This window comes from Nocardia coubleae NBRC 108252, assembly GCF_001612805.1.
In the GTDB taxonomy this organism is placed as follows: domain Bacteria; phylum Actinomycetota; class Actinomycetes; order Mycobacteriales; family Mycobacteriaceae; genus Nocardia; species Nocardia coubleae.
On record NZ_BDBD01000001.1, the window covers coordinates 39905 to 58402 of the forward strand.

21 protein-coding genes are annotated in these 18498 nt (G+C 66.0%); 12 read left to right on the forward strand and 9 right to left on the reverse strand.

What is annotated here, in order from left to right:
* Position 1: 1 nt before the first annotated feature.
* Positions 2 to 436, reverse strand: a complete 435-nt coding sequence (locus tag NCO8_RS00195) for a type II toxin-antitoxin system Rv0910 family toxin (protein ID WP_067487566.1) — start codon at positions 434 to 436, stop codon at positions 2 to 4.
* Between the two features lie 39 nt (positions 437 to 475).
* Positions 476 to 1681 (reverse strand): lipid-transfer protein, encoded by a 1206-nt coding sequence (locus NCO8_RS00200; protein ID WP_084456239.1) that lies wholly within the window; start codon positions 1679 to 1681, stop codon positions 476 to 478.
* A 161-nt stretch (positions 1682 to 1842) separates the two neighbouring features.
* On the opposite strand from NCO8_RS00200, the gene NCO8_RS00205 reads away from it, so the two are divergent.
* From NCO8_RS00205 to NCO8_RS00215, 3 genes are all read left to right on the forward strand, one after another.
* The gene (locus NCO8_RS00205; protein WP_167353225.1) at positions 1843 to 2847 is read left to right on the forward strand and encodes an AraC family transcriptional regulator; all 1005 of its coding nucleotides are present in this window, start codon (positions 1843 to 1845) and stop codon (positions 2845 to 2847) included.
* Positions 2848 to 2970: 123 nt separating this feature from the next.
* Positions 2971 to 3510, forward strand: a complete 540-nt coding sequence (locus tag NCO8_RS30350) for a hypothetical protein (RefSeq protein WP_210739935.1) — start codon at positions 2971 to 2973, stop codon at positions 3508 to 3510.
* On the forward strand, positions 3477 to 4241 hold the full coding sequence (locus NCO8_RS00215; RefSeq protein ID WP_067635362.1) for an alpha-ketoglutarate-dependent dioxygenase AlkB family protein: 765 nt from the start codon (positions 3477 to 3479) through the stop codon (positions 4239 to 4241). The genes NCO8_RS30350 and NCO8_RS00215 overlap by 34 nt, the downstream gene beginning before the upstream one ends.
* Before the next feature lie 30 nt (positions 4242 to 4271).
* Here the strand turns inward: NCO8_RS00215 and NCO8_RS00220 are convergent, their stop codons facing one another.
* Positions 4272 to 6098 (reverse strand): NAD(P)/FAD-dependent oxidoreductase, encoded by a 1827-nt coding sequence (locus NCO8_RS00220; RefSeq protein WP_067635523.1) that lies wholly within the window; start codon positions 6096 to 6098, stop codon positions 4272 to 4274.
* A 111-nt stretch (positions 6099 to 6209) separates the two neighbouring features.
* Here NCO8_RS00220 and NCO8_RS00225 point away from each other — a divergent pair, with 111 nt between their 5' ends.
* On the forward strand, positions 6210 to 7472 hold the full coding sequence (locus NCO8_RS00225) for a helix-turn-helix domain-containing protein (protein WP_084456276.1): 1263 nt from the start codon (positions 6210 to 6212) through the stop codon (positions 7470 to 7472).
* A 105-nt stretch (positions 7473 to 7577) separates the two neighbouring features.
* On the opposite strand, the gene NCO8_RS00230 is transcribed toward NCO8_RS00225, so the two are convergent.
* Both NCO8_RS00230 and NCO8_RS00235 read right to left on the reverse strand, forming a co-directional pair.
* On the reverse strand, positions 7578 to 8234 hold the full coding sequence (locus tag NCO8_RS00230) for a hypothetical protein (protein ID WP_067635366.1): 657 nt from the start codon (positions 8232 to 8234) through the stop codon (positions 7578 to 7580).
* Between the two features lie 206 nt (positions 8235 to 8440).
* A complete protein-coding gene (locus NCO8_RS00235) occupies positions 8441 to 9040 on the reverse strand; it encodes a TetR/AcrR family transcriptional regulator (RefSeq protein ID WP_084456278.1) in 600 nt (199 codons plus the stop codon).
* Between the two features lie 139 nt (positions 9041 to 9179).
* Here NCO8_RS00235 and NCO8_RS00240 point away from each other — a divergent pair, with 139 nt between their 5' ends.
* The 4 genes from NCO8_RS00240 to NCO8_RS00255 are packed head-to-tail and all read left to right on the forward strand — an operon-like array spanning position 9180 to position 11987.
* Positions 9180 to 10400, forward strand: a complete 1221-nt coding sequence (locus NCO8_RS00240; RefSeq protein ID WP_067635370.1) for an alkane 1-monooxygenase — start codon at positions 9180 to 9182, stop codon at positions 10398 to 10400.
* Positions 10400 to 10573: a rubredoxin gene (locus tag NCO8_RS00245; RefSeq protein ID WP_067635371.1), complete on the forward strand. Its 174-nt coding sequence runs from the start codon at positions 10400 to 10402 to the stop codon at positions 10571 to 10573. Before NCO8_RS00240 ends, NCO8_RS00245 begins: the two co-directional genes overlap by 1 nt.
* Positions 10570 to 10752 carry a rubredoxin gene (locus NCO8_RS00250; RefSeq protein WP_067487552.1) on the forward strand — a complete coding sequence of 61 codons (183 nt, stop codon included), beginning with the start codon at positions 10570 to 10572 and terminating at the stop codon, positions 10750 to 10752. The genes NCO8_RS00245 and NCO8_RS00250 overlap by 4 nt, the downstream gene beginning before the upstream one ends.
* Positions 10749 to 11987, forward strand: a complete 1239-nt coding sequence (locus NCO8_RS00255) for an NAD(P)/FAD-dependent oxidoreductase (RefSeq protein WP_067635373.1) — start codon at positions 10749 to 10751, stop codon at positions 11985 to 11987. The genes NCO8_RS00250 and NCO8_RS00255 overlap by 4 nt, the downstream gene beginning before the upstream one ends.
* A 96-nt stretch (positions 11988 to 12083) precedes the next feature.
* Here NCO8_RS00255 and NCO8_RS00260 read toward each other — a convergent pair whose 3' ends face one another.
* Positions 12084 to 12422 (reverse strand): hypothetical protein, encoded by a 339-nt coding sequence (locus tag NCO8_RS00260; RefSeq protein ID WP_157104725.1) that lies wholly within the window; start codon positions 12420 to 12422, stop codon positions 12084 to 12086.
* 46 nt (positions 12423 to 12468) lie between these two features.
* Here NCO8_RS00260 and NCO8_RS00265 point away from each other — a divergent pair, with 46 nt between their 5' ends.
* On the forward strand, positions 12469 to 12735 hold the full coding sequence (locus NCO8_RS00265) for a hypothetical protein (protein WP_067487843.1): 267 nt from the start codon (positions 12469 to 12471) through the stop codon (positions 12733 to 12735).
* A gap of 368 nt (positions 12736 to 13103) precedes the next feature.
* Positions 13104 to 13613, forward strand: a complete 510-nt coding sequence (locus NCO8_RS00270) for a MarR family winged helix-turn-helix transcriptional regulator (protein WP_210739933.1) — start codon at positions 13104 to 13106, stop codon at positions 13611 to 13613.
* A gap of 310 nt (positions 13614 to 13923) precedes the next feature.
* On the opposite strand, the gene NCO8_RS00275 is transcribed toward NCO8_RS00270, so the two are convergent.
* Together NCO8_RS00275 and NCO8_RS00280 are read right to left on the reverse strand one after the other, a co-directional pair.
* A complete protein-coding gene (locus NCO8_RS00275; protein WP_067635377.1) occupies positions 13924 to 14424 on the reverse strand; it encodes a hypothetical protein in 501 nt (166 codons plus the stop codon).
* A 292-nt stretch (positions 14425 to 14716) separates the two neighbouring features.
* On the reverse strand, positions 14717 to 15859 hold the full coding sequence (locus tag NCO8_RS00280) for a N(5)-(carboxyethyl)ornithine synthase (protein ID WP_067635379.1): 1143 nt from the start codon (positions 15857 to 15859) through the stop codon (positions 14717 to 14719).
* A gap of 241 nt (positions 15860 to 16100) precedes the next feature.
* On the opposite strand from NCO8_RS00280, the gene NCO8_RS00285 reads away from it, so the two are divergent.
* Positions 16101 to 16949, forward strand: coding sequence for an LLM class flavin-dependent oxidoreductase (locus NCO8_RS00285; protein ID WP_067635530.1), 849 nt, complete (start codon positions 16101 to 16103; stop codon positions 16947 to 16949).
* A gap of 493 nt (positions 16950 to 17442) precedes the next feature.
* Here the strand turns inward: NCO8_RS00285 and NCO8_RS00290 are convergent, their stop codons facing one another.
* Complete coding sequence (locus NCO8_RS00290; protein WP_067635381.1) at positions 17443 to 17655, reverse strand: hypothetical protein; 213 nt, start codon at positions 17653 to 17655, stop codon at positions 17443 to 17445.
* A gap of 174 nt (positions 17656 to 17829) precedes the next feature.
* Here NCO8_RS00290 and NCO8_RS00295 point away from each other — a divergent pair, with 174 nt between their 5' ends.
* Positions 17830 to 18414, forward strand: a complete 585-nt coding sequence (locus tag NCO8_RS00295) for a nitroreductase family protein (RefSeq protein WP_067635383.1) — start codon at positions 17830 to 17832, stop codon at positions 18412 to 18414.
* The last annotated feature ends 84 nt before the right edge of the window (positions 18415 to 18498 follow it).

Below are 18498 nucleotides of genomic sequence, written 5' to 3' on the forward strand. Positions count from 1 at the left end.
GTCAGGCTCCGGCGGCGAGGGCGGCGAGCTTGTCCAGCGAGGTCTGCAGCTGCTTGGTGCCGTCCTTTTCGACGGCCTTGCCGAGGGCGCCCTTGATCAGCGAGCCCTCGAATTCTCCTGCGACCTGGACCTCGGTCTTGTCGCCGTCGGGGGTCAGGTCGAAGGAGAAGGTGGCCTTCACCCCGGCCATCCCGGTGCCCGTCATGACCAGCTTGGTCGGGGCGACCTCGCCGACGACCCACTCCATCTTGTTGGCCATGCCGAGCATGAAGATCTTGGCGGTCAGCGTCGCGCCCTCGGTCAGGGTGGCCGGCGGTTCGACCATCCAGCGCTCGTGGATGGTGAACCAGTCGCCCCAGGTGGACGGGTCGGTGATCACGCCCATCAGCTTCTCGGCGGGGGCGTTGAGGGTGGCGGTCTTCTCGATGTGACCCATGAGTGTTCTCCTGCGAATGGTGGTGTGGTGGAAGGTCGGTCAGCGGTCGGCGCGCTGGTATGCGGTGACGACCGCGGCGCCGCCCAAGCCGATGTTGTGCTGCAGGGCAGCGGTCACGTTGTCGACCTGACGGGCATCGGCGGTGCCGCGCAGCTGCCAGGTGAGCTCGGCGCACTGGGCCAATCCGGTGGCGCCGAGCGGGTGCCCCTTCGAGATCAGGCCGCCGGAGGGGTTCACGACCCACTTGCCGCCGTAGGTGGTCTGGTTGTCGTCGAGCAACCGACCGGCCTCGCCCGGCGCGCACAGGCCTAGGGCTTCGTAGAGCAGCAGCTCATTGGCCGAGAAGCAGTCGTGCAGTTCGATGACCTGGAAGTCCTCGGCACCGAGACCGGCCTGCTTGTACACCTCGGCCGCGGCGGCGACATTCATGTCGTAGCCGATGATGTTCTTGGCGGTGCCGTCGAAGGTCGAGGCGAAGTCGGTGGTCATGGCTTGACCCACGATTTCGACCGCCTGGTCGGCGAGGTCGTGTTCGTTCACGAAATCTTCGCTCGCCAGGATCGCCGCGCCGGAACCATCGGAGGTCGGCGAGCATTGGAGCTTGGTGAGCGGGTCGTAGATCATTCGCGAATCGAGGATCTGGTCCATGGTGTATTCGTCACGGAATTGCGAATACGGGTTGTTCACCGAGTGCTTGTGGTTCTTGTAACCGATTTTCGCGAAATGCTCGGCGGTGGTGCCGTATTCCTTCATGTGCTCACGGCCCGCGGCGCCGAACATCCAGGGCGCGGGTGGAAAGAGCACCTCGGAGATTTCGGCCAATGCCTGCATGTGTTTGGCCATCGGCTGCTCGCGGTCGTCGAAGGTGGTGCCGAGCGAGCCGGGCTGCATCTTCTCGAAACCGAGCGCGAGCGTGCAGTCGGCCAGGCCGCCGCGGATCGTCTGCGCCGCCAGATACAGCGCGGTCGACCCGGTCGAGCAGTTGTTGTTCACATTGACCACCGGGATACCGGTCATGCCGAGTTCGTAGACCGCCCGCTGCCCCGACGTCGACTCGCCGTACACATAGCCGACGTACGCCTGCTGCACCTCGGTATAGGAAATGCCCGCGTCGGTGAGGGCTTTGGTGCCCGATTCCCGTGCCATGTCCGGGTAGTCCCAGATGCTGCCGTCTTCGTTGAATCGCCGACCCGGCTTCTCGAATTTCGTCATACCGACACCGACGACGAATACCCGTTGCGTCACAGGACAGTCCTCTCCATAGATCAGCCATGCGGCTGTCACCTATGACGCTAGGAGTTCGATTGCCACCCGACGAGGACCGCAGCGGGCCGTTCGGGGGACCGAAACGATCATCGCCGCTGCGGTACCGTACGAATCGCCTCGCCCGACGTCGAAGGAGCCAAGTGGCGCAAACGATTCCGATGCGGTTCTTCCGGGCGACAGTCGAGTCGATGGTGAAACGCGGCCTCGATGTGGAGCGCGCGCTGCGCGGAGCGGGACTCGACTGGCGGCTCTACGCCGAGGACCGTGCCCGGATGACACCGGAGCAGACGACCGGGGTGATCCGCGCTCTCTGGGAGCAGACCGACGACGAACTGCTGGGCTTGGGTCCGCGACCGGTTGCACGCGGCACCTTGCGACTGGCCGGACTCACCGTCATCCACACTCGGGATCTGCGCGGCGCGCTCGGCCGCATGTTCGAACTGTCCTCCGTGACCACCGGCATCCGCTGGGAGATGCGGGCCGACGACTCCGGCCGCGCCACGATCGGCATCGCCGATTCCGACGTGCGCCTCGATCCGTTCGTCGCGTTCGCGATGACCGGTGGGGTGCACCGGTTCGCCGGCTGGCTGATCGGGGCGCCGATCACGTTGCTTTCCGTGGATTTCCCGTTCGATGCCGAGCACTTGGCCGACGAGTACACGACGATCTTCGGAGTCCGGCCGACCTTCCGCGCATCGCGGTTGGCGATGTCGTTCGACGCGGCGTTGCTGCCCATGCCGGTGGTGCGCGACGAAGCCGACCTCAAACGGTTCCTCCGTGACTCCCCCGGTGTGCTGTTCTACGCGCAGGAGCAGGCCACGACCACCGCGGCACGGGTGCGCGCGATCATGGAGCGCAACCGGAACGGTCCCTGGCTCGGCGCCGACGAACTCGCCCGCCGCCTATCGATCAGCGCGCCGCACCTGCGGCGGCTGCTGCGTGCCGAAGGCACCAGCCAGCGCCGGATCCAGGAGGAGATCCTGCGCGACCGCGCCGTCGAAGCGCTGGTACACGGAGACGAGCCGATCGCGGATCTCGCCGCCCGCCTGGGCTATTCGGAGGCCAGCGCCTTCCGCCGGGCGTTTCACCGGTGGACCGGTAGCGCGCCGAGCCACTACCGCTCCACCCGAATCAGGAAGCCGTGATCGTATGAAGCACACCGAGTCGGAAGCCCGCTTGGACGACACGAGCAACGTCTTGATCGCACCGACGGAATCGCGCGACACCGCGATCCCGGACTTCTTCGGAACCACGTTCTTTTCCGGCTGTTGCGCTGCTCGACGAATCTCTCGGGGCCGACCGAGGGCTTCGGCCCGACCGACACGAGCATCGTCGACGCCCTGAACAACGAGGCCGCCACTGTGTTCCGTGGCTACGCGCCGCTCAATCACGTTCTCGCCCAGATCTATCACAACACCCCGGCCATGGCCGGGCGCAAACAGTCCAAGGCCAAGATCTCGGCCCATGCCGACAAGACCAAGGACATGCCCGTCGGCGGCATCATGGCCTTCTGCACCTTCTACGACGGACTCGACATGCTGGCGCCCATGGCCGCCGACCCGACTGGGCTACGTGGTGCGCTGCTCGAACGCCGAAGCCGTTCACAGGGACGGCCAGACCTTCCTGAAGCGAGCCGGTGGCTTGGTGAAGCTGGAACCGTCTACTCCAGAAGGCGTCGACGAATTGCGCGGACTCTACGCCCAAGAGAACAGAACCACGTCCTTCATCGACTACGGCGACCGGTTCCCCTTCAGCATGAACGCAGGAGACTACGATGCTCCCCGAATCTGACATCTCCGACGAAATAGCTTCGTACTCCTTGCCGTTCGAGCCCAACCTCTTCACGGAGCTTTCCGGTTCGGCTCTCCTGGAGGAAACGGGAAACGGCCGGCGCGGCGCGACTCTCACCGACCCCGATGCGGCGGGTCGCGTGCCGCTCGTCCGAACCACCACCCGCTATGCCCGCCCGACGCAGCGCTTCCAGCCGGTACATCACCACCTGGCACAGCGGATACAAGCCCGAGCGGGACTCGCGGTCGGTTTCGACAACGCGCTCATCGAGAGCTACACGAACGCCTACACCACCATGGGCGGCCATTCCGACCAAGCACTCGACCTCGCCGATCACTCCTTCATCGCCGTCTTCTCCTGCTATCGCTACCCCGAGGCACCGCCGCGGACGCTGATCTTCGAACGGAAGGGGACCGAGGAGAGTTTCGCGATCCCCCTTGCCCACCACAGCGTCGTCGTGTTCTCCGTCGCCGCCAATCGGCGGTACAAGCACAAGATCGTGCTCGAGCCGTGCGCACGGTCGGTCGAAAACCAGTGGCTCGGCGTGACATTCCGGAAATCGAAGACCTTCGTACGGTTCCGCGAGGGCCGGCCGTACCTGCCGCATGGCCCACTTCTCACCTCGGCCGACGACGATCAGCGACGAGAGTTCTACCGCCTGCGACGACGTGAGAACAACGAAACAGACTTCGTCTACCCGCCGCTGACCTACACCGTCAGCAAAAGCGACCTCATCCCACCGGCCTGAGCCACCGACTGCTCCCCGCGTCGAGGTCGGTCAGCTCAGGTGATGCACCTCCTGCATGCCGTAGACCGGGGTCGGCACCCCTTCGAACCGGGCCTTCAACTGCAGCGCCAGGTACAGCGAATAGTGGCGGGATTGGTGCAGGTTGCCGCCGTGGAACCACAAGCCGGGCTGCTTGGTCGGTTTCCACATATTGCGCAGCTCCCCTTCCCAGGGGCCGGGGTCCTTGGTGGTGCCCGAGCCGTAACCCCAGCATTTGCCCACCGCGTCGGCGACGTCCTGGCCGATGAGGTCGGCCGCCCAGCCGTTCATCGACCCGTAGCCGGTCGCGTAGACGACGAGATCGGCGGGCAGTTCGGTGCCGTTGTCGAGGATCACGCTGTCCTCGGTGAGTTCACGAACTTGTCCGTGCGCCAGACGGATATCGCCGTTGGCGACGAGTTCGGCCGCGCCGACGTCGATGTAGTAGCCCGAGCCTCGACGCAGGTATTTCATGAACAAACCCGAGCCGTCGTCGCCCCAGTCGAGCTCGAACCCGGCGCGTTCCAGGCGCGCGTAGAAGTCGGCGTCGCGCTCACGGATCGCGGCGTAGACGGGGATCTGGAAGTCGGGCATGATCCGGTACGGCAGCGACGCGAAGGTGAGATCGGCTTTCTGCGTGGTCATTCCGGCAGCCAGGGCTCGCTCGGAGTACAGGTCGCCGAGGCCGAGTTCCATCAGCGAATCCGACTTCACGATGTGGGTGGACGACCGCTGCACCATGGTGACGTCGGCACCCGCCTCCCACAGGGCGCCACAGATGTCGTGGGCGGAATTGTTGGCCCCGATCACCACGGCACGTCTGCCCGCGTAGCGGTCCGGCCCGGGGTGCAGGCTGGAGTGGTGCTGGTCGCCCCGAAAGCGGTCCATCCCTGGGAAATTCGGGATGTTCGGTTTGCCCGACATCCCGGTCGCGAGCACCAGGTGGTGGGGGCGCAGCACGAGCGGGTCACCGTCGCGTTCCACCTCGACCACCCAGGTTTCGCTCGCGGTGTCGTAGCGCGCTGAGGTGCAGGTGGTCTTGGACCAGTACGGCACCTCCATCACCTTGGTGTACATCTCGAGCCAGTCGCCGATCTTGTCCTTCGGCGCGAACACCGGCCAGTTGTCGGGGAACGGCAGATACGGCAGGTGGTCGTACCAGACCGGATCGTGCAGGCACAGCGACTTGTACCGCTTGCGCCACTGGTCACCGGGCCGCTCGTGCATGTCGACGACGAGTGCGGGCACGCCGAGCTGGCGCAGCCGCGCACCGAGGGCGATGCCGCCCTGTCCCCCACCGACGACGAGCACGAACGGCTGCCGGGTGTAGCCGAGTTCGTGCTGTTCGCGTTCGCGTTGCTCGGACCAGGTCACCCGGGCGCGGTCGGCGCCGTGACGCACACCCCGTGGCCGGCGCGGGCCCTTGTTCTCCTCGAACCCCTTCAGTTCCTGCATTGTGGTGAGCAGCGTCCAGGCGCCTTCGTCGGTGAGCCGCAGGTGCCCGACACCGCGTCCGGCCCCGGTCTCGAAACCGATCCACGCGCTGACCACCCCGTCGGCCTCGGTCGGTGTCTCGGTGGTGTGAAATCCGGACGGGTCGGTGTCGGCGAGCTGGGCGCGCAGCATGTCGGCGACGCCCGCCCGGCCTTCGACTGTCTTGATATTCCAGGTGAACGCGATCAGGTCGCGCCAGAAGCTGTCGGTGGCGAACATGCTCGCCGCCGTGTCGACATCGCGCGCGGCCAGGGCCGCTTCGAACGCCGTCAGCCAGGCGTCCACCCGCTGCTGGGGTCCGGCTACGTCCGATCCGTCGACGACGGGATCGAGTGTCTGGGTCATCGAATCCTCCTCCACAATCTGTGACATGAAGCACACGTCATGCGGCGCGGGTGGCACAATCGTTGCAGCGCGTTGCAGCGCTGGCAGACAGCACCGATGAAGGGCGCAGGCGTGGGCGATTTCGGCGCGTTCGAACCCGGCACCGACCTCTCCGGGTACGCGCGTGAGCTGATCCGCATGCACGACGCCGTGATCGCCGGTGGGCGTTCGCCGCTGCGGCCGCGTCCGCTCGTGGCCCGGTCGTGGTCGCGGGTGCTGGCGGCGGGTCTGGTGCCCGACCAGCCGAGGGCGCGCTCGATGCTGGCCGTCGACGATGTCGAACGTCGGCGCCGCGAATCCTCGCTCACCGCGGTGATCGAGGACCTCACGCAGGTGCTGTCCGACCTCACCGACACCGCTTCCCAACTGATGCTGGTGGTCGCCGACGCCGAGGGTGTGATCCTCTGGCGGCACGGTTCGGCGAAGGTGCGCCACCGGGCCGACACCCTCGGTTTCCGTGAGGGCGCGCGCTGGACCGAGGACGCGGTCGGCACGAACGCGATCGGCACCGCGCTGGCCGAGGCCAATCCGGTCCAGTTGTTCTCCGGTGAGCACTTCGAGCAGTTCCAGCACCCCTGGTTCTGCACGGCGGCCCCGATCCACGACCCACGCACCGGCACCCTGCTCGGGATCGTCGACATCAGCGGTCCCGCACTGGCCCTGCATCCGGCTGTCACCGCGCTCGTGCGCACCGGCGTGCGGCTCGCCGAAGCGCAACTGTGGCGTCATCACGAGATCCGACTCGACCGGCTGCGTTCGGCGGCGGGCCCTGCCCTGGCCGGGTTGTCCGGCCCCGCCCTGGTCGTCGACGACAACGGCTGGGTCGCCCAGGCCGTCGGTGTCGGCGCCACGCACCGGGTGGCCGTGCCAGGACCAGACCGCCCGATCACCGTCCCCGGGCTCGGACCGTGCACCGCCGAACAACTCGCCGACGGATGGCTGATCCGCCCGGACTCCGGCTCCCGGCTCACCCGATTGGAACTGGACCTGTCCGGTCCGCCGACCCTGCGCGCACTCGGCGGCGAATCCGCCTGGTGCTGCGCACTGTCGGCGCGCCATGCCGAGATCCTGCTGCTGTTGCACCTGCACGGCCGGCAGGGCATGACGGTCGGACGGCTCAGCGAAGCGCTGTTCGGCGATGCGGACCACGCCGTCGCGGTCCGGGCCGAGATCTCCCGATTGCGGCGGACGCTCGGTTCGGTGGTGGCGAGCCGACCCTATCGGATCGCCGAATCCACCAGTCTCACAGTTGCTTTCGGCTCGGTCGAGCGCCTCGCCGACTGCGATTTCGTCCGGCACAGTGCGGGACCGGGCCTACGCGCACTCTGCCGGTGAGTTCGGTCGATGCTGCACTCGGACGATCGGCGCCGGGACGGAATTGACGACGTCCCGGCGCCGAGAGCACAGCCGCGCCGACAGTCAGGGCAGCCTGGTGCCAGGTCAGCTGACCGTGGCAGTGATCTTGATCGCCGGTGTCACCTTGTACTCGGTGGCGAAGGTGATCGTCTCACCCTGCGTCAGGAGTCCCTGACACGTCGGCGTCCCCTCGGCCGTGGCCAACTTCACCACGGCCGTGGTCGCTTTGAGGGTGGAGGTGGCGTTCGTGTACGTCATCGCGGTGTGATGAGTCCAGAACCCGCACGAGTTTCCGACGACCGTAGTGAAGACCAGGTTGATCGAGTTGAACAGGTCGCCATTGACCAGCGAGGTCGTCCCTGTGGCCGCATTGTAAGACTTGCCCGTGAAGTTCGAGGCGCCTGCCGCTGCGGTGAACTGCCCTCGCCACGCCGTGCCGTCGGGAGCGGTGCAGTTGATCAGGTCCGTGTACTTGATGGCACCGAGCCCGGAGGTCGTCCGGGTACCTGCGGGCAGGGAGCCCGACGAGGACAGCCTCGGACAGGTGAATATCGTTGTGCCGCTTTTGTTCTTCACGACCAGCGGTCCCGACACCGCCGAGAAGGCGCCGTTGCTGTTGGGGTTGACGACTGTCCAGGTGGTGGTTGCCGCGTGCGCGGGCGCCGAGAGCGCGGCGGTCGCGAGCAAGGGTGCGGCCACGGTGATCGCCGCCAGAAGGTGGCTGGTGCGCATTCCGAACATAGTGGTCTCGATTCATCAAGCCAGAGAACACATCAGGCGACCGACCAGACCGTCGTGCCGCGAGACGCACCGGGCATAACGGCCCAGCCAGGTGACCGTATCAACGAAACCTATTGCTCAGCACAAGCTTTGAACTAATTCGTTTTCAAACCAATCAGTCAGGAATTATTGCTCCACAGCAGCACGCCCGCAGCACGGCGTTCGACTCAGGACGGGAACACACCGGCCAGCACAGCACCGATCTGCGCCACCGCACGGTCGACACTGCCGGTCGGCTGGAACAGGTGACTCAGGGTGAGCCGCACCATGATCTCGACGATCGTGGTGATCTCCTCGTCGGACAGCTGAGGCAGTCGGTAGTAGTCGCGCACCGTGATCGTTAGCGCGTCGACCGCCCGGACGAGCACCGGTTGCGCGTCGCTCACCAGGGCGGGCAGCAGGGCGGTGTCGGCGTCCTGACGTGCGGAGAGGACGGCCTTGATCAGCGTGTTGTCACCGGCGGTACGCAGGGTGTACTCGGCAGCGGCGGTGATCCCGGCGAGTGGGTCGGCCGGATGCTCGGCCAGCGTGTCGGCCACCCCGCTCAGGTAGATGCCGGTCTCGCGCTCGATGAGGGCGTCCGCCAACGCCTGCTTGGTGCCGATCTCCTTGTAGAGGACCGGCCTGCTGATGCCGACTTCCTTTGCGATGCGCGACATGTTCACCGCGCCCCACCCTTCGGACACGACCATGGTGCGGGCGGCGTCGAGCATGCGGTCGCGCAACAGCTGACGCATCTCGGACTGGAAGTTCGGCGATTCGGCCACCCAATCATCGTACATGTGCCCGGAAGTGACAGCTTCGTTGACAACTAGTATACGTGTGTATTTACTGAGAACACATCGGCGTCAGTTGTAAACACGCTCGACAACACCCGGGACATGTCTTGGTGATCAGGAGAACGAGATGACGACATCGCGAAACCACGAAGAACCGACCACGACCCTGCAATGGCGTGATTCCAAGCGCTATCTGTGGTTGTTCGGGCTCGTCGCCCCCAGTGCGGCAATGCTGGCCACGGCGCTCGTCTGGGCGTTCAACCAGCTGGGCTGGCAGGTGGTGGCGCCGGTGTGGTGGTGGCTCGGCCCGATCCTGGTGTACGTCCTGCTGCCGACCCTCGACCGCTTCTTCGGGCCCGACGGTGCGAACCCACCGGAAGAGGTGATGGCACGGCTGGAGAACGACAGGTACTACCGCTACTGCACCTATGCCTACATTCCGCTACAGCTGTTCAGCCTGGTCTTCGCCTGCTATCTCTGGACTGCGGACAACCTGTCCTGGCTCGGGATCGACGGCGGTCTCGGCCTGGCCTCGAAGATCGGGTTGGCCTTCACCATCGGGGCGATGGGCGGCGTCGGGATCAACACCGCACACGAACTCGGCCACAAGAAGGACGAACTCGAGCGCTGGCTGTCGAAGATCACGCTGGCCCAGACCTTCTACGGGCACTTCTACATCGAGCACAACCGCGGCCACCACGTGCGTGTCGCGACGCCGGAGGACCCGGCAAGTGCCCGCTTCGGCGAATCGTTCTGGAGCTTTCTGCCGCGCAGTGTGTGGGGCAGCCTGAAGTCCGCGTGGGAACTGGAGGCCACCCGCCTGCGCCGGCTCGACAAGAGCCCGTTCTCTCCGCACAACGACGTGCTCAACGCGTGGGCGATGTCGGTGGTGCTGTGGGTGGCGCTGGTCGCGGTGTTCGGCCCCGCGATCCTGCCGTTCCTGGTGATCCAGGCCGTCTACGGATTCTCCCTGCTGGAGACAGTGAACTACCTCGAGCACTACGGTCTGCTGCGGAGCAGGACCGCCTCGGGTCGCTACGAGCGCTGCGCCCCCGAGCACAGCTGGAACTCCGACCACATCGTCACCAATATCTTCCTCTACCACCTGCAACGCCACAGCGACCACCACGCCAATCCCACCCGGCGCTACCAGATCCTGCGCCACATGGACGGCGCGCCCCAACTGCCCAGTGGCTACGCGAGCCTGATCGGCCTGGCCTACCTGACCCCCTTGTGGCGCAAAGTGATGGACCATCGCGTGCTCGCGCACTACAACGGCGACATCACCCGGGTGAACATCCAGCCGAGCAAGCGCGCCGAGATCCTCGCGCGGTACGGAGCGATCTGATGGCTGCCTACCTCTGCCCCGTGTGCGATTACGTCTACGACGAGCGATTCGGTGCTCCCCGTGAGGGTTTCGCCGCAGGCACCGCTTGGTCGCTGATTCCCGAACAGTGGTGCTGTCCCGACTGTGGTGTCCGCGAGAAGGTCGATTTCGAACCGAAGGAACTCCGACGATGAACGACTACAAGCTGTTCCAGTGCGTCCAATGCGGATTCGAGTACGACGAGGCACTCGGCTGGCCGGAGGACGGGATCGAACCCGGCACCCGGTGGGACGACATTCCCGACGACTGGTCCTGCCCCGACTGCGGTGCGGCCAAGGCCGACTTCGACATGCGTGAGGTGAGTCGCGGATGAGCGGGCGGATCGTGATCGTCGGCGCCGGTGTCGCCGGTGCCACCGCGGCACACACCTTGCGCCGCGAGGGGTATGCCGGCGAGATCGTGCTCGTCGGCGCGGAACCGATGATGCCCTATCGTCGGCCCGCGGTCTCGAAGGAACTACTGGCGGGCACCGCCTCGGCGGAACGCACCCTGCTGAAGCCCGCGAAGTTCTGGGCCGACAATGTCATCGATCTTCGGCCGGCGACCAGGGTCGACGCGATCGACATCGACCGCGCGTCGGTGCGATTGAGCACGGGCGGAGACCTCGGCTACGACAGCTTGCTACTCGCGACCGGCGCGCGGGCACGCCACATCGAGACCACGTCCACCCGCATGCACACCTTGCGGACGCTGGCCGACATCACGGGCCTGCGAGCGGCGATCGACGCCGGCGGGTCGCTGCTGATCATCGGCGGCGGGCTGATCGGCTGCGAGGTGGCCGCCACCGCCCGCAGCCTCGGCGCCGATGTGACGCTGGTGCACGCGGGCCCCGCGCTGCTCGACCGGGTGGTGCCGCGGGCGGTGTCGAACCTGCTGCGCGACATCCATCAGGAGCACGGCGTCGTCGTCGAAACAGAGGTCAGTACAACGTATCTCGGTGACACAGCCGACGGCGTGACGGCCATGGCGGCCGACGGGCGCAGCTGGTCGGCCGGGGCCGCTCTGGTCGCCATCGGAACGGCGCCCGACACCGCCTTGGCCGAAGCCGCCGGCCTGGCCGTCAAGAAGGGCATCGTCATCGATCAGCACTACCGCACATCGGCACCGGGAGTGTTCGCCGCGGGCGATGCGACCACCGCCTTCAACTCCCATCGCGGCGAGTTCGAGAGCGGGCGGCAGTGGAACTCGGCGATGTCCGCGGGGGCCGCCGCGGCCAGGGCCATGCTGGGCCGCCCCGCCGTCCCCGTCGAGATCCCCTGGGGCTGGACCGATCAGCACGGGCTCTCCCTGCAATTCGCCGGCTGGGTCCACCCGCACGACGACCTCGTCGTCGAAGGCACCGTGGAATCCCGGGACTTCCTCGCCGTGGCCGTCCGCGACGGCCTGCCCGTCGGCGCCGTCGCGATGGCCAGGCCTCGGGAACTCCGCGCGGCGCGGGCGGCCATCGGCGCCGGTGCCCCCTGGCCGCCCAGTTCGTTCCGCGGTTCCGAAATAAGTGGAAACCTTTCCACAATTAACTATTCGGAGAAAATAACTAATAGCGGATAAGGATATTCCGGGGTGTATCGATTCACGATTTCAGGCCACGGCAAGAAGATGGCGAGCTATATTTTTAAAACACCCACTTTGCAGTTGGGCATACCGTCACACCACTGCTCGACATTTCCTGGAGATCGCCATGATATCGACCACTTCCCTGTTTCGTGCAGGCTTTATCGCTCCGGTAGCCGTCGCTACCGTCTTTTGTCTGGCCGCACCCGTCAACGCGGCGCCGGTCAGCGTGAACTGGGCCTGCCGGGGCACCGTCCTCGGGATCAGCCAGACCTCGAGCATGAACACGACGGTCACCGGTACGGCACCGGGCTCGGCGGCATCGGGATCCGCCGTGGCCATCACCATCACACCTGGTGCGTCGTCGGTGCCGAGTTCGGCTTCCGGCTTCACGGTGAACAACATCAGCAACCTGAAGATGACCATCCCCACGCCGGCGAATTCGACTCTGGTCTCGGCTACCGCCTCCGGAGGTAGCGTGGCGGGCACTGTCGCGACGTCCGGTGGGAACGTCGTGCTCACCATTCCCGGGCCGATCGCCGGCGGCACCAGCTTCACCCCGCCGGCGGTGACCCTCAATGTCACTGCGGGTGCCGCGGGGACGTCGATCACCAGCAAGTACGCGGGGACCAGCTACACCAGCCCCGGTATGACCATGACCACCAACGTGTCATTCGTCGGCAACGTAGCGACTTCGTGCTACCCGAACCCCTCCCCGACCCTTACCACAACCACCGTCACCTAGGCCCATGGACAGGCGCTACGGCACGATGACCCGCGCCCGCGCCGACAATCCGCGGTGAAGATGTCCGGACCGGGTCGCGAGAGCGGCCCGGTCCGGTCCGGTCCCGGCGAGACCATATACATCACTATCGACAATGGTTGCCCCACTTAGGCTTTGGTGCGGGGTAACCATTTCGACCGAAAAGTCCGATGGGCGTATCGCACCGGCCATCGTGTCGTACGCTGCATGTTCGACACAGCCACGGTTCACTTCGGCGGCCGCGGTGGTGCCGCTCTCGTGATGTTCGATCGACAGGAGCCACCATGCCCCCTTCGAACGCCCGGCGGCGATCTTTCCGCCCGTAGGGAACCTCTGATCGGTGACTGCTGATGGGAAAGCTCGTGTGCCCCACTACTAGCGAACCCGCCCGGATCTCGGTCGAGCTCAAAAGGGCGCTGGAGTTCTATCACGGATCCGTCGAGGATCTGATTCGCGAATTGATCCGAGTGCTCGGCGTGAACGAGACCGATCGACGCGCACTCGAAATCGTGCTGCTAGAGGACGAGAAATCCACCACTCCGGGAAGGCTGGCCGAACGGCTCGGCCTCACCGCGGCGGGCGTCACGATCATGCTCAACCGGCTGGAGAAACAGGGCTATATCGTCCGGTCGCTGCATCCGACCGATCGTCGTCGGGTGATAGTGATGGCCACCGACCTCGCGGCCCATCGGGTACGGGAAATCGTCGTACCCATGATCGTCGAGAGTTACAAGATGTTGCTGAGCTATTACAACACCGCCGAACTCGAAATAATCGCGGACTTTCTGACCCGCGCGGGCGAACTGCAACAAATACACCGGCAACGGTTACGCGAGGTGCATCCCTACTCGAAACCCTGAATGGGCCGCGACACCCGCATTGTTGCCACCGGTTCGCACGGTGGACATACCTCGAGGGAGAACGCAGGATGGAATCCGTCGACCACAGCGAAATCGAACCCGGGATTCGGCCTCTGCGTCGATACGGGCGGCACGCCTCGGCGGTACCCGCCGATCGGTACCGGCGGCGGATGTCACGTACGGGGGTCGCGGCTGCGGTCATCGGCACGGGAATCGGGATATCGCTGATAGTGCCGGCGGATTCGAGCCCGCCGATACCGGCGAACAACGCGGCGACGTTCTCGGGCGAACCGTCCGTACAGACTCCCGGCTACTGCGCCGTCGACGACAGTCCCGCTGTGGTCGATTCCGGCGCGGCAGCCGACGCACCGAGTGAGATCGCCGTTCCTGATGTCGCCTCGGATGCCGGCCCGGCTACCGATGCCGGATTCGTCCCACCCGACACCGAAACGCCGAGCACTGCCCCCGCACCGGAAACGCCGACCATCGTGACCACCGATCCCTTGCCTGCGGATTCGCCGGATACCTCGGTCAGCGTGAGTTTGTCTGCCACGGCGAGCTTTTCGGTACAGGCCACACCGCCGCCACAAGATCCGGGTGTCGCGTCGGTCCCGGAATCCACAGTGCCCGTCACCGCGATTCCCCCGGACACCTCGACCGTCAGTCCGAGCACAGTGACGGTAACGGCTGATCCGCCGACCGTCACCGTCACATCTACCACCACGACCACCGCTGCGCCGACCACCACGACGACAACACCCCGCACCACAGTCCCACCGAGCTCGACCACCGCCGCGCCACCGACGACCACAACGACGCGGCCCCCTCCCGCGACTACGACGCCGACTGCGACGAAGCGCGCACGCCCGACTCCATCCCTCGCGCGCCCACCGTCCACGTCGTCACCAGCAACGACAACGAGGTAGACGCCTCGCAGACCACCACGCGAATCCTGAGCTCGGCGAGCACCGGCATCCACATCGGTTTCAGGAGGGGCCCACACATCGGTACCTACGAGGTCGTCACGCTCAGTGCCGACGGAAAGCCCGCTGAACTGCGTCTCGTCGAGCTACGCGACGTGCACGATGGAGATGGTGGCCTGCTCAGTTCACCGCGTAGGGGTAGGCGTCGGAACGGTCCTGGAACGACAGGATCCGGGGGTTCTGCACGCGACCGCCTCGAATCTCGATGGCGCGGCGAATCGTGTCACTGGCGTCCCACGCGTCGGGACCGGCGAGCACGACCGGGAGGTACTCGAGCAGAGCCTCGGAGTTCTCCCAGGTCGCCGAGTCCCACAGGAACGACGGGCTGTGGTCGACACCGTAGTAGTGCAGTTCGGTACCCACGGTGAACATGGGGTCGGCGAACGAGGTGGGGCGCGCCCATTCGAAACCCATCCCCTCGTCGCAGGACACGTCGATGAACAGCGTGCCGCGCGAGAACAGGTCGAGGTCGTCGTTGGTCACGAAAGTCAGGGGTGCCTCGGTGTCCTGGAACATGCAGTTCACGACAACGTCGTAACCGGCCAGCATCTCCGCGAGCGGTCCCGGTTCCGGTGCCTTCAATGACAACGTACGGCTCGGGGTGGCCGGGTCGCGCTCGAAGTGCTGCATCCGCACCGAGGCGAAGGGCGAGGCCACCGCGGACACGCTGCGCTGGGTCAGCACCGTCACATCGCTGATGCCCAGCGCCGACAGCGCCCGCACCGCGCCGCGCGCGGTAGCACCGAAGCTGATCACCGCGGCTCGCATCCGGCGACCGTAATCGCCGGTGACACCACGCAATTGGAGAGCGTGCAGCACCGAGCAGTAGCCGGCGAGCTCGTTGTTCTTGTGGAAGACGTGGACGCTGAACACGCCTGCCTTCGTCCAGTGATTCATCGCTTCCCACGCGATCAGGGTCAGCTCCCGATCGATGGCCAGCTGAGTGATTCGCGCGTCCTGCACACAGTGCGGCCAGCCCCACACGATCGTTCCGGGCCGCATCTGCTCGAGGTCTTCGGCCAGCGGTTTGGCCAGCAGCAGCACGTCGCATTCGGCGAAAAGCTCTTCGCGGGTGCGGAACCCGGCCACCTGCGGAACGAGTGCCTCGTCGGAGTAACCGAAACGATCACCATAGCCACGTTCGAGAAAGATCTGCCCGCGCAGTCCTGGGTCGATGCGGTCGAGGTGGGCCGGATGGATGGCCAGCCGATGCTCGTTTTCCTTGCGGGAGGTCGCGACGACGCCGACGGTCAGGTCTTTCACAGTTGCTTCACCTGGTGAGCCTACCCGCTGCCTTCAACCCGGCCCGATCGGGTCGATGCATCGAGCCCGCCGAGACCGGTCCCCCGTCCGTCTTGCGGGTTTCGGGGCGAGCGTCGTATCGTGGCCGCAATCCGATCGGTGCTCTCCAGGAATACAGTCGCAGTGTGGGAGCCCCGCCTCATCTGAGGAGGCGTGGAGTGGGCGGCGTGATGACGCACACCCATCTCCCGTGGAGGATTCCATGCATATCGGTCTCGGCCTTCCCATCGCCGATCCCAGCACGCTGCCCGAATGGGCTGTCCGTGCCGAAGCCGCCGGCTTCGCCACCCTCGGACTGCTCGACCGGCTGGTCTACGACAACCCCGAACCGCTGGTCACCTTGGCGGTGCTCGCTGGCCGCACCACTCGTATCCGCTTGCAGACCGAGGTGCTCGTCGCACCGCTGCGTGAGCCCGCGCTGCTCGCGAAACAGGTCGCGACGCTCGATCGGATGTCCGGTGGTCGCTTCGTGCTCGGCCTCGGTGTCGGCGGTCGCGACGACGATCACGAGGCGAGCGCCACCGATATCCGCAGCCGCGGCCGCCGTATGGACGAACAGCTCGCCCTCATGCGCCGGTTGTGGTCCGGTGACCGATTCAGTGACAGCTGCGGGCCCATCGGTCCGTCACCGACCAGACCGACGGGCCCTGAACTGCTGTTCGGCGGCTTCCAGCCCGCCGCGATCGACCGCGTCGGCCGCTGGGGTGGCGGGTTCCTCGCCGCTGCCGCGCCGTCCTGGGCAGGCAGACTCTTCGAGCTGGCTCGCGAATCCTGGAGCAGCCACGGCCGTTACGGCTCACCACGCATCGTCGCCCAGCTCAACGTAGTCCTCGGTCCGCAGCCAGTGGTCGATCAGGCCCGCGCCGCCGTCCTCGACTACTACGAGTTCAGCGGCCGTGCCGGCTACATGGCCGACGGCATGCTCACCACTGCCGACCGAATCGGTTCCGCCATCAGGCAATTCGAGGACCTCGGCGCCGACGAAGTCATGCTGTATTGCTACGGCACCGATCCCGACCAGATCGATCGTCTCGCCGACGCCGTGCTCTGACGGCAGTGCCCGAGCGCCGTGAAGACTCCGGGTCACGGCGCTCGGACACCCTCGATGTCCTGCCGGACGGATACCATGCGACAGCATGTGTACCTATGCGTTCGTGCACCACAAGCTGCGCTGGGTATGCGTCCCGTGTCGGTTGTCGTTCAAACGTCACCCGTCGAAAGACGGTGTGCCGCATCGTTGTCCGCGGTGTAAACGGCCGATGTCGTGCGGGGGGCGTGATTTCGCCGCGCCTGCGCGCCGTGATGTCGACGGATGGTCGGTGGTCGGCGTCGTGATCGGCGAAGGACTGCGGTACGAGGGTTTCGAGCCGTGCGGGTGCGGGCGTGAACCGAAATTCCGGCCGCGCACTCGTGCCCAGGTGCGGGCACGAAAAGCCTTCGCCGCTCGATACGGGATTACACTGGGTGAAGCGCTCGGCCGCCGAGAACTATGACGGCACCGCGGACCTCGCTCGGGTATGGCCGACGCGAGCCGGAGAGGGACTCTAGCGTTGCGGGTCGTCGTCGGACCGGTGGTGTGCGGGGGCGAGGAAGGTCGGGAACTGGTGACCGGTGGTGGTCGGTGTTGCCGTCGTTGGTTCGTTGTGGTGGGGGGTGCTGAACAACGGGACAGCGTTCGAAGAGACGGCGAGTTCTACCTCGTCGGTGCGGGCGGGTTCCGGAGGACGGCCGGACGTGCGCGGGTGTAGGTCGGTCATGGATTCCCCCTGGGAGTGGCTTCGAGCCGTGGTGACACCGAGCATAGCGACGACCTCCGACAACCTCTGTATGGTCGCATGCCCGTCCGGTTTCCCTCGGTTCAGGACGGTCGGACCGTCCGAACTGCGGGCGTGCCCGGGAAGGTCGGGCCCGCTCGAGTGGTTGCCTTTCGTGTGACCGTCCACGCTCCCGCCCTGCACCCCTTCGTCCTCGAGCGCTACAGCCCCAACGGTTTCCGCCGTGACCACACGCTGTCGTCGGCCGAGGTCAGCTCGCTGTTCGAAGCTGCCCGGCGCGCGCCCTCGGCTGGCAATTCGCAACCGTGGCGGGTCATCGCCGCTGTGCGCGGGGACGCTGTTCATCGGCGGCTCGCCGGTTTTCTCGCCCGAAGTTCCGCGGCGTGGGCGCCGGATGCGAGCCTCCTCGTCGCCAACCTCGTGCAGCGGCGGGTGGAGGACACCGAATTCGAGTACTCCGAGTTCGCCGACTACGACCTCGGACAGGCCGTGGCGCACCTGACCTTTCAGGCACACGAACTCGGACTCCAGGTGCATCAGTTCCGGGCATTCGACCGGGACGGACTGCACCACGAGTTCGCGTTGCCCGATCATTGGGAGATCGCGACGATGGCGGCCGTCGGGCTGCCGGTCGGTGACGCCACTGGTACGGATCGTCTACGTAAACCGCTGAACGACATCATGTGGACAGTCGCGAACATTGTTTCGCAGCAAGCACAATCCGGAGCTGCCGAGGAGTGATCGTGTCACACCGGCGACGCCCTCGAGGAAGATGAGATCTCCTCGAGGGCGTGCACAGCACGATCAGCTCCACTCGGTGCTGAT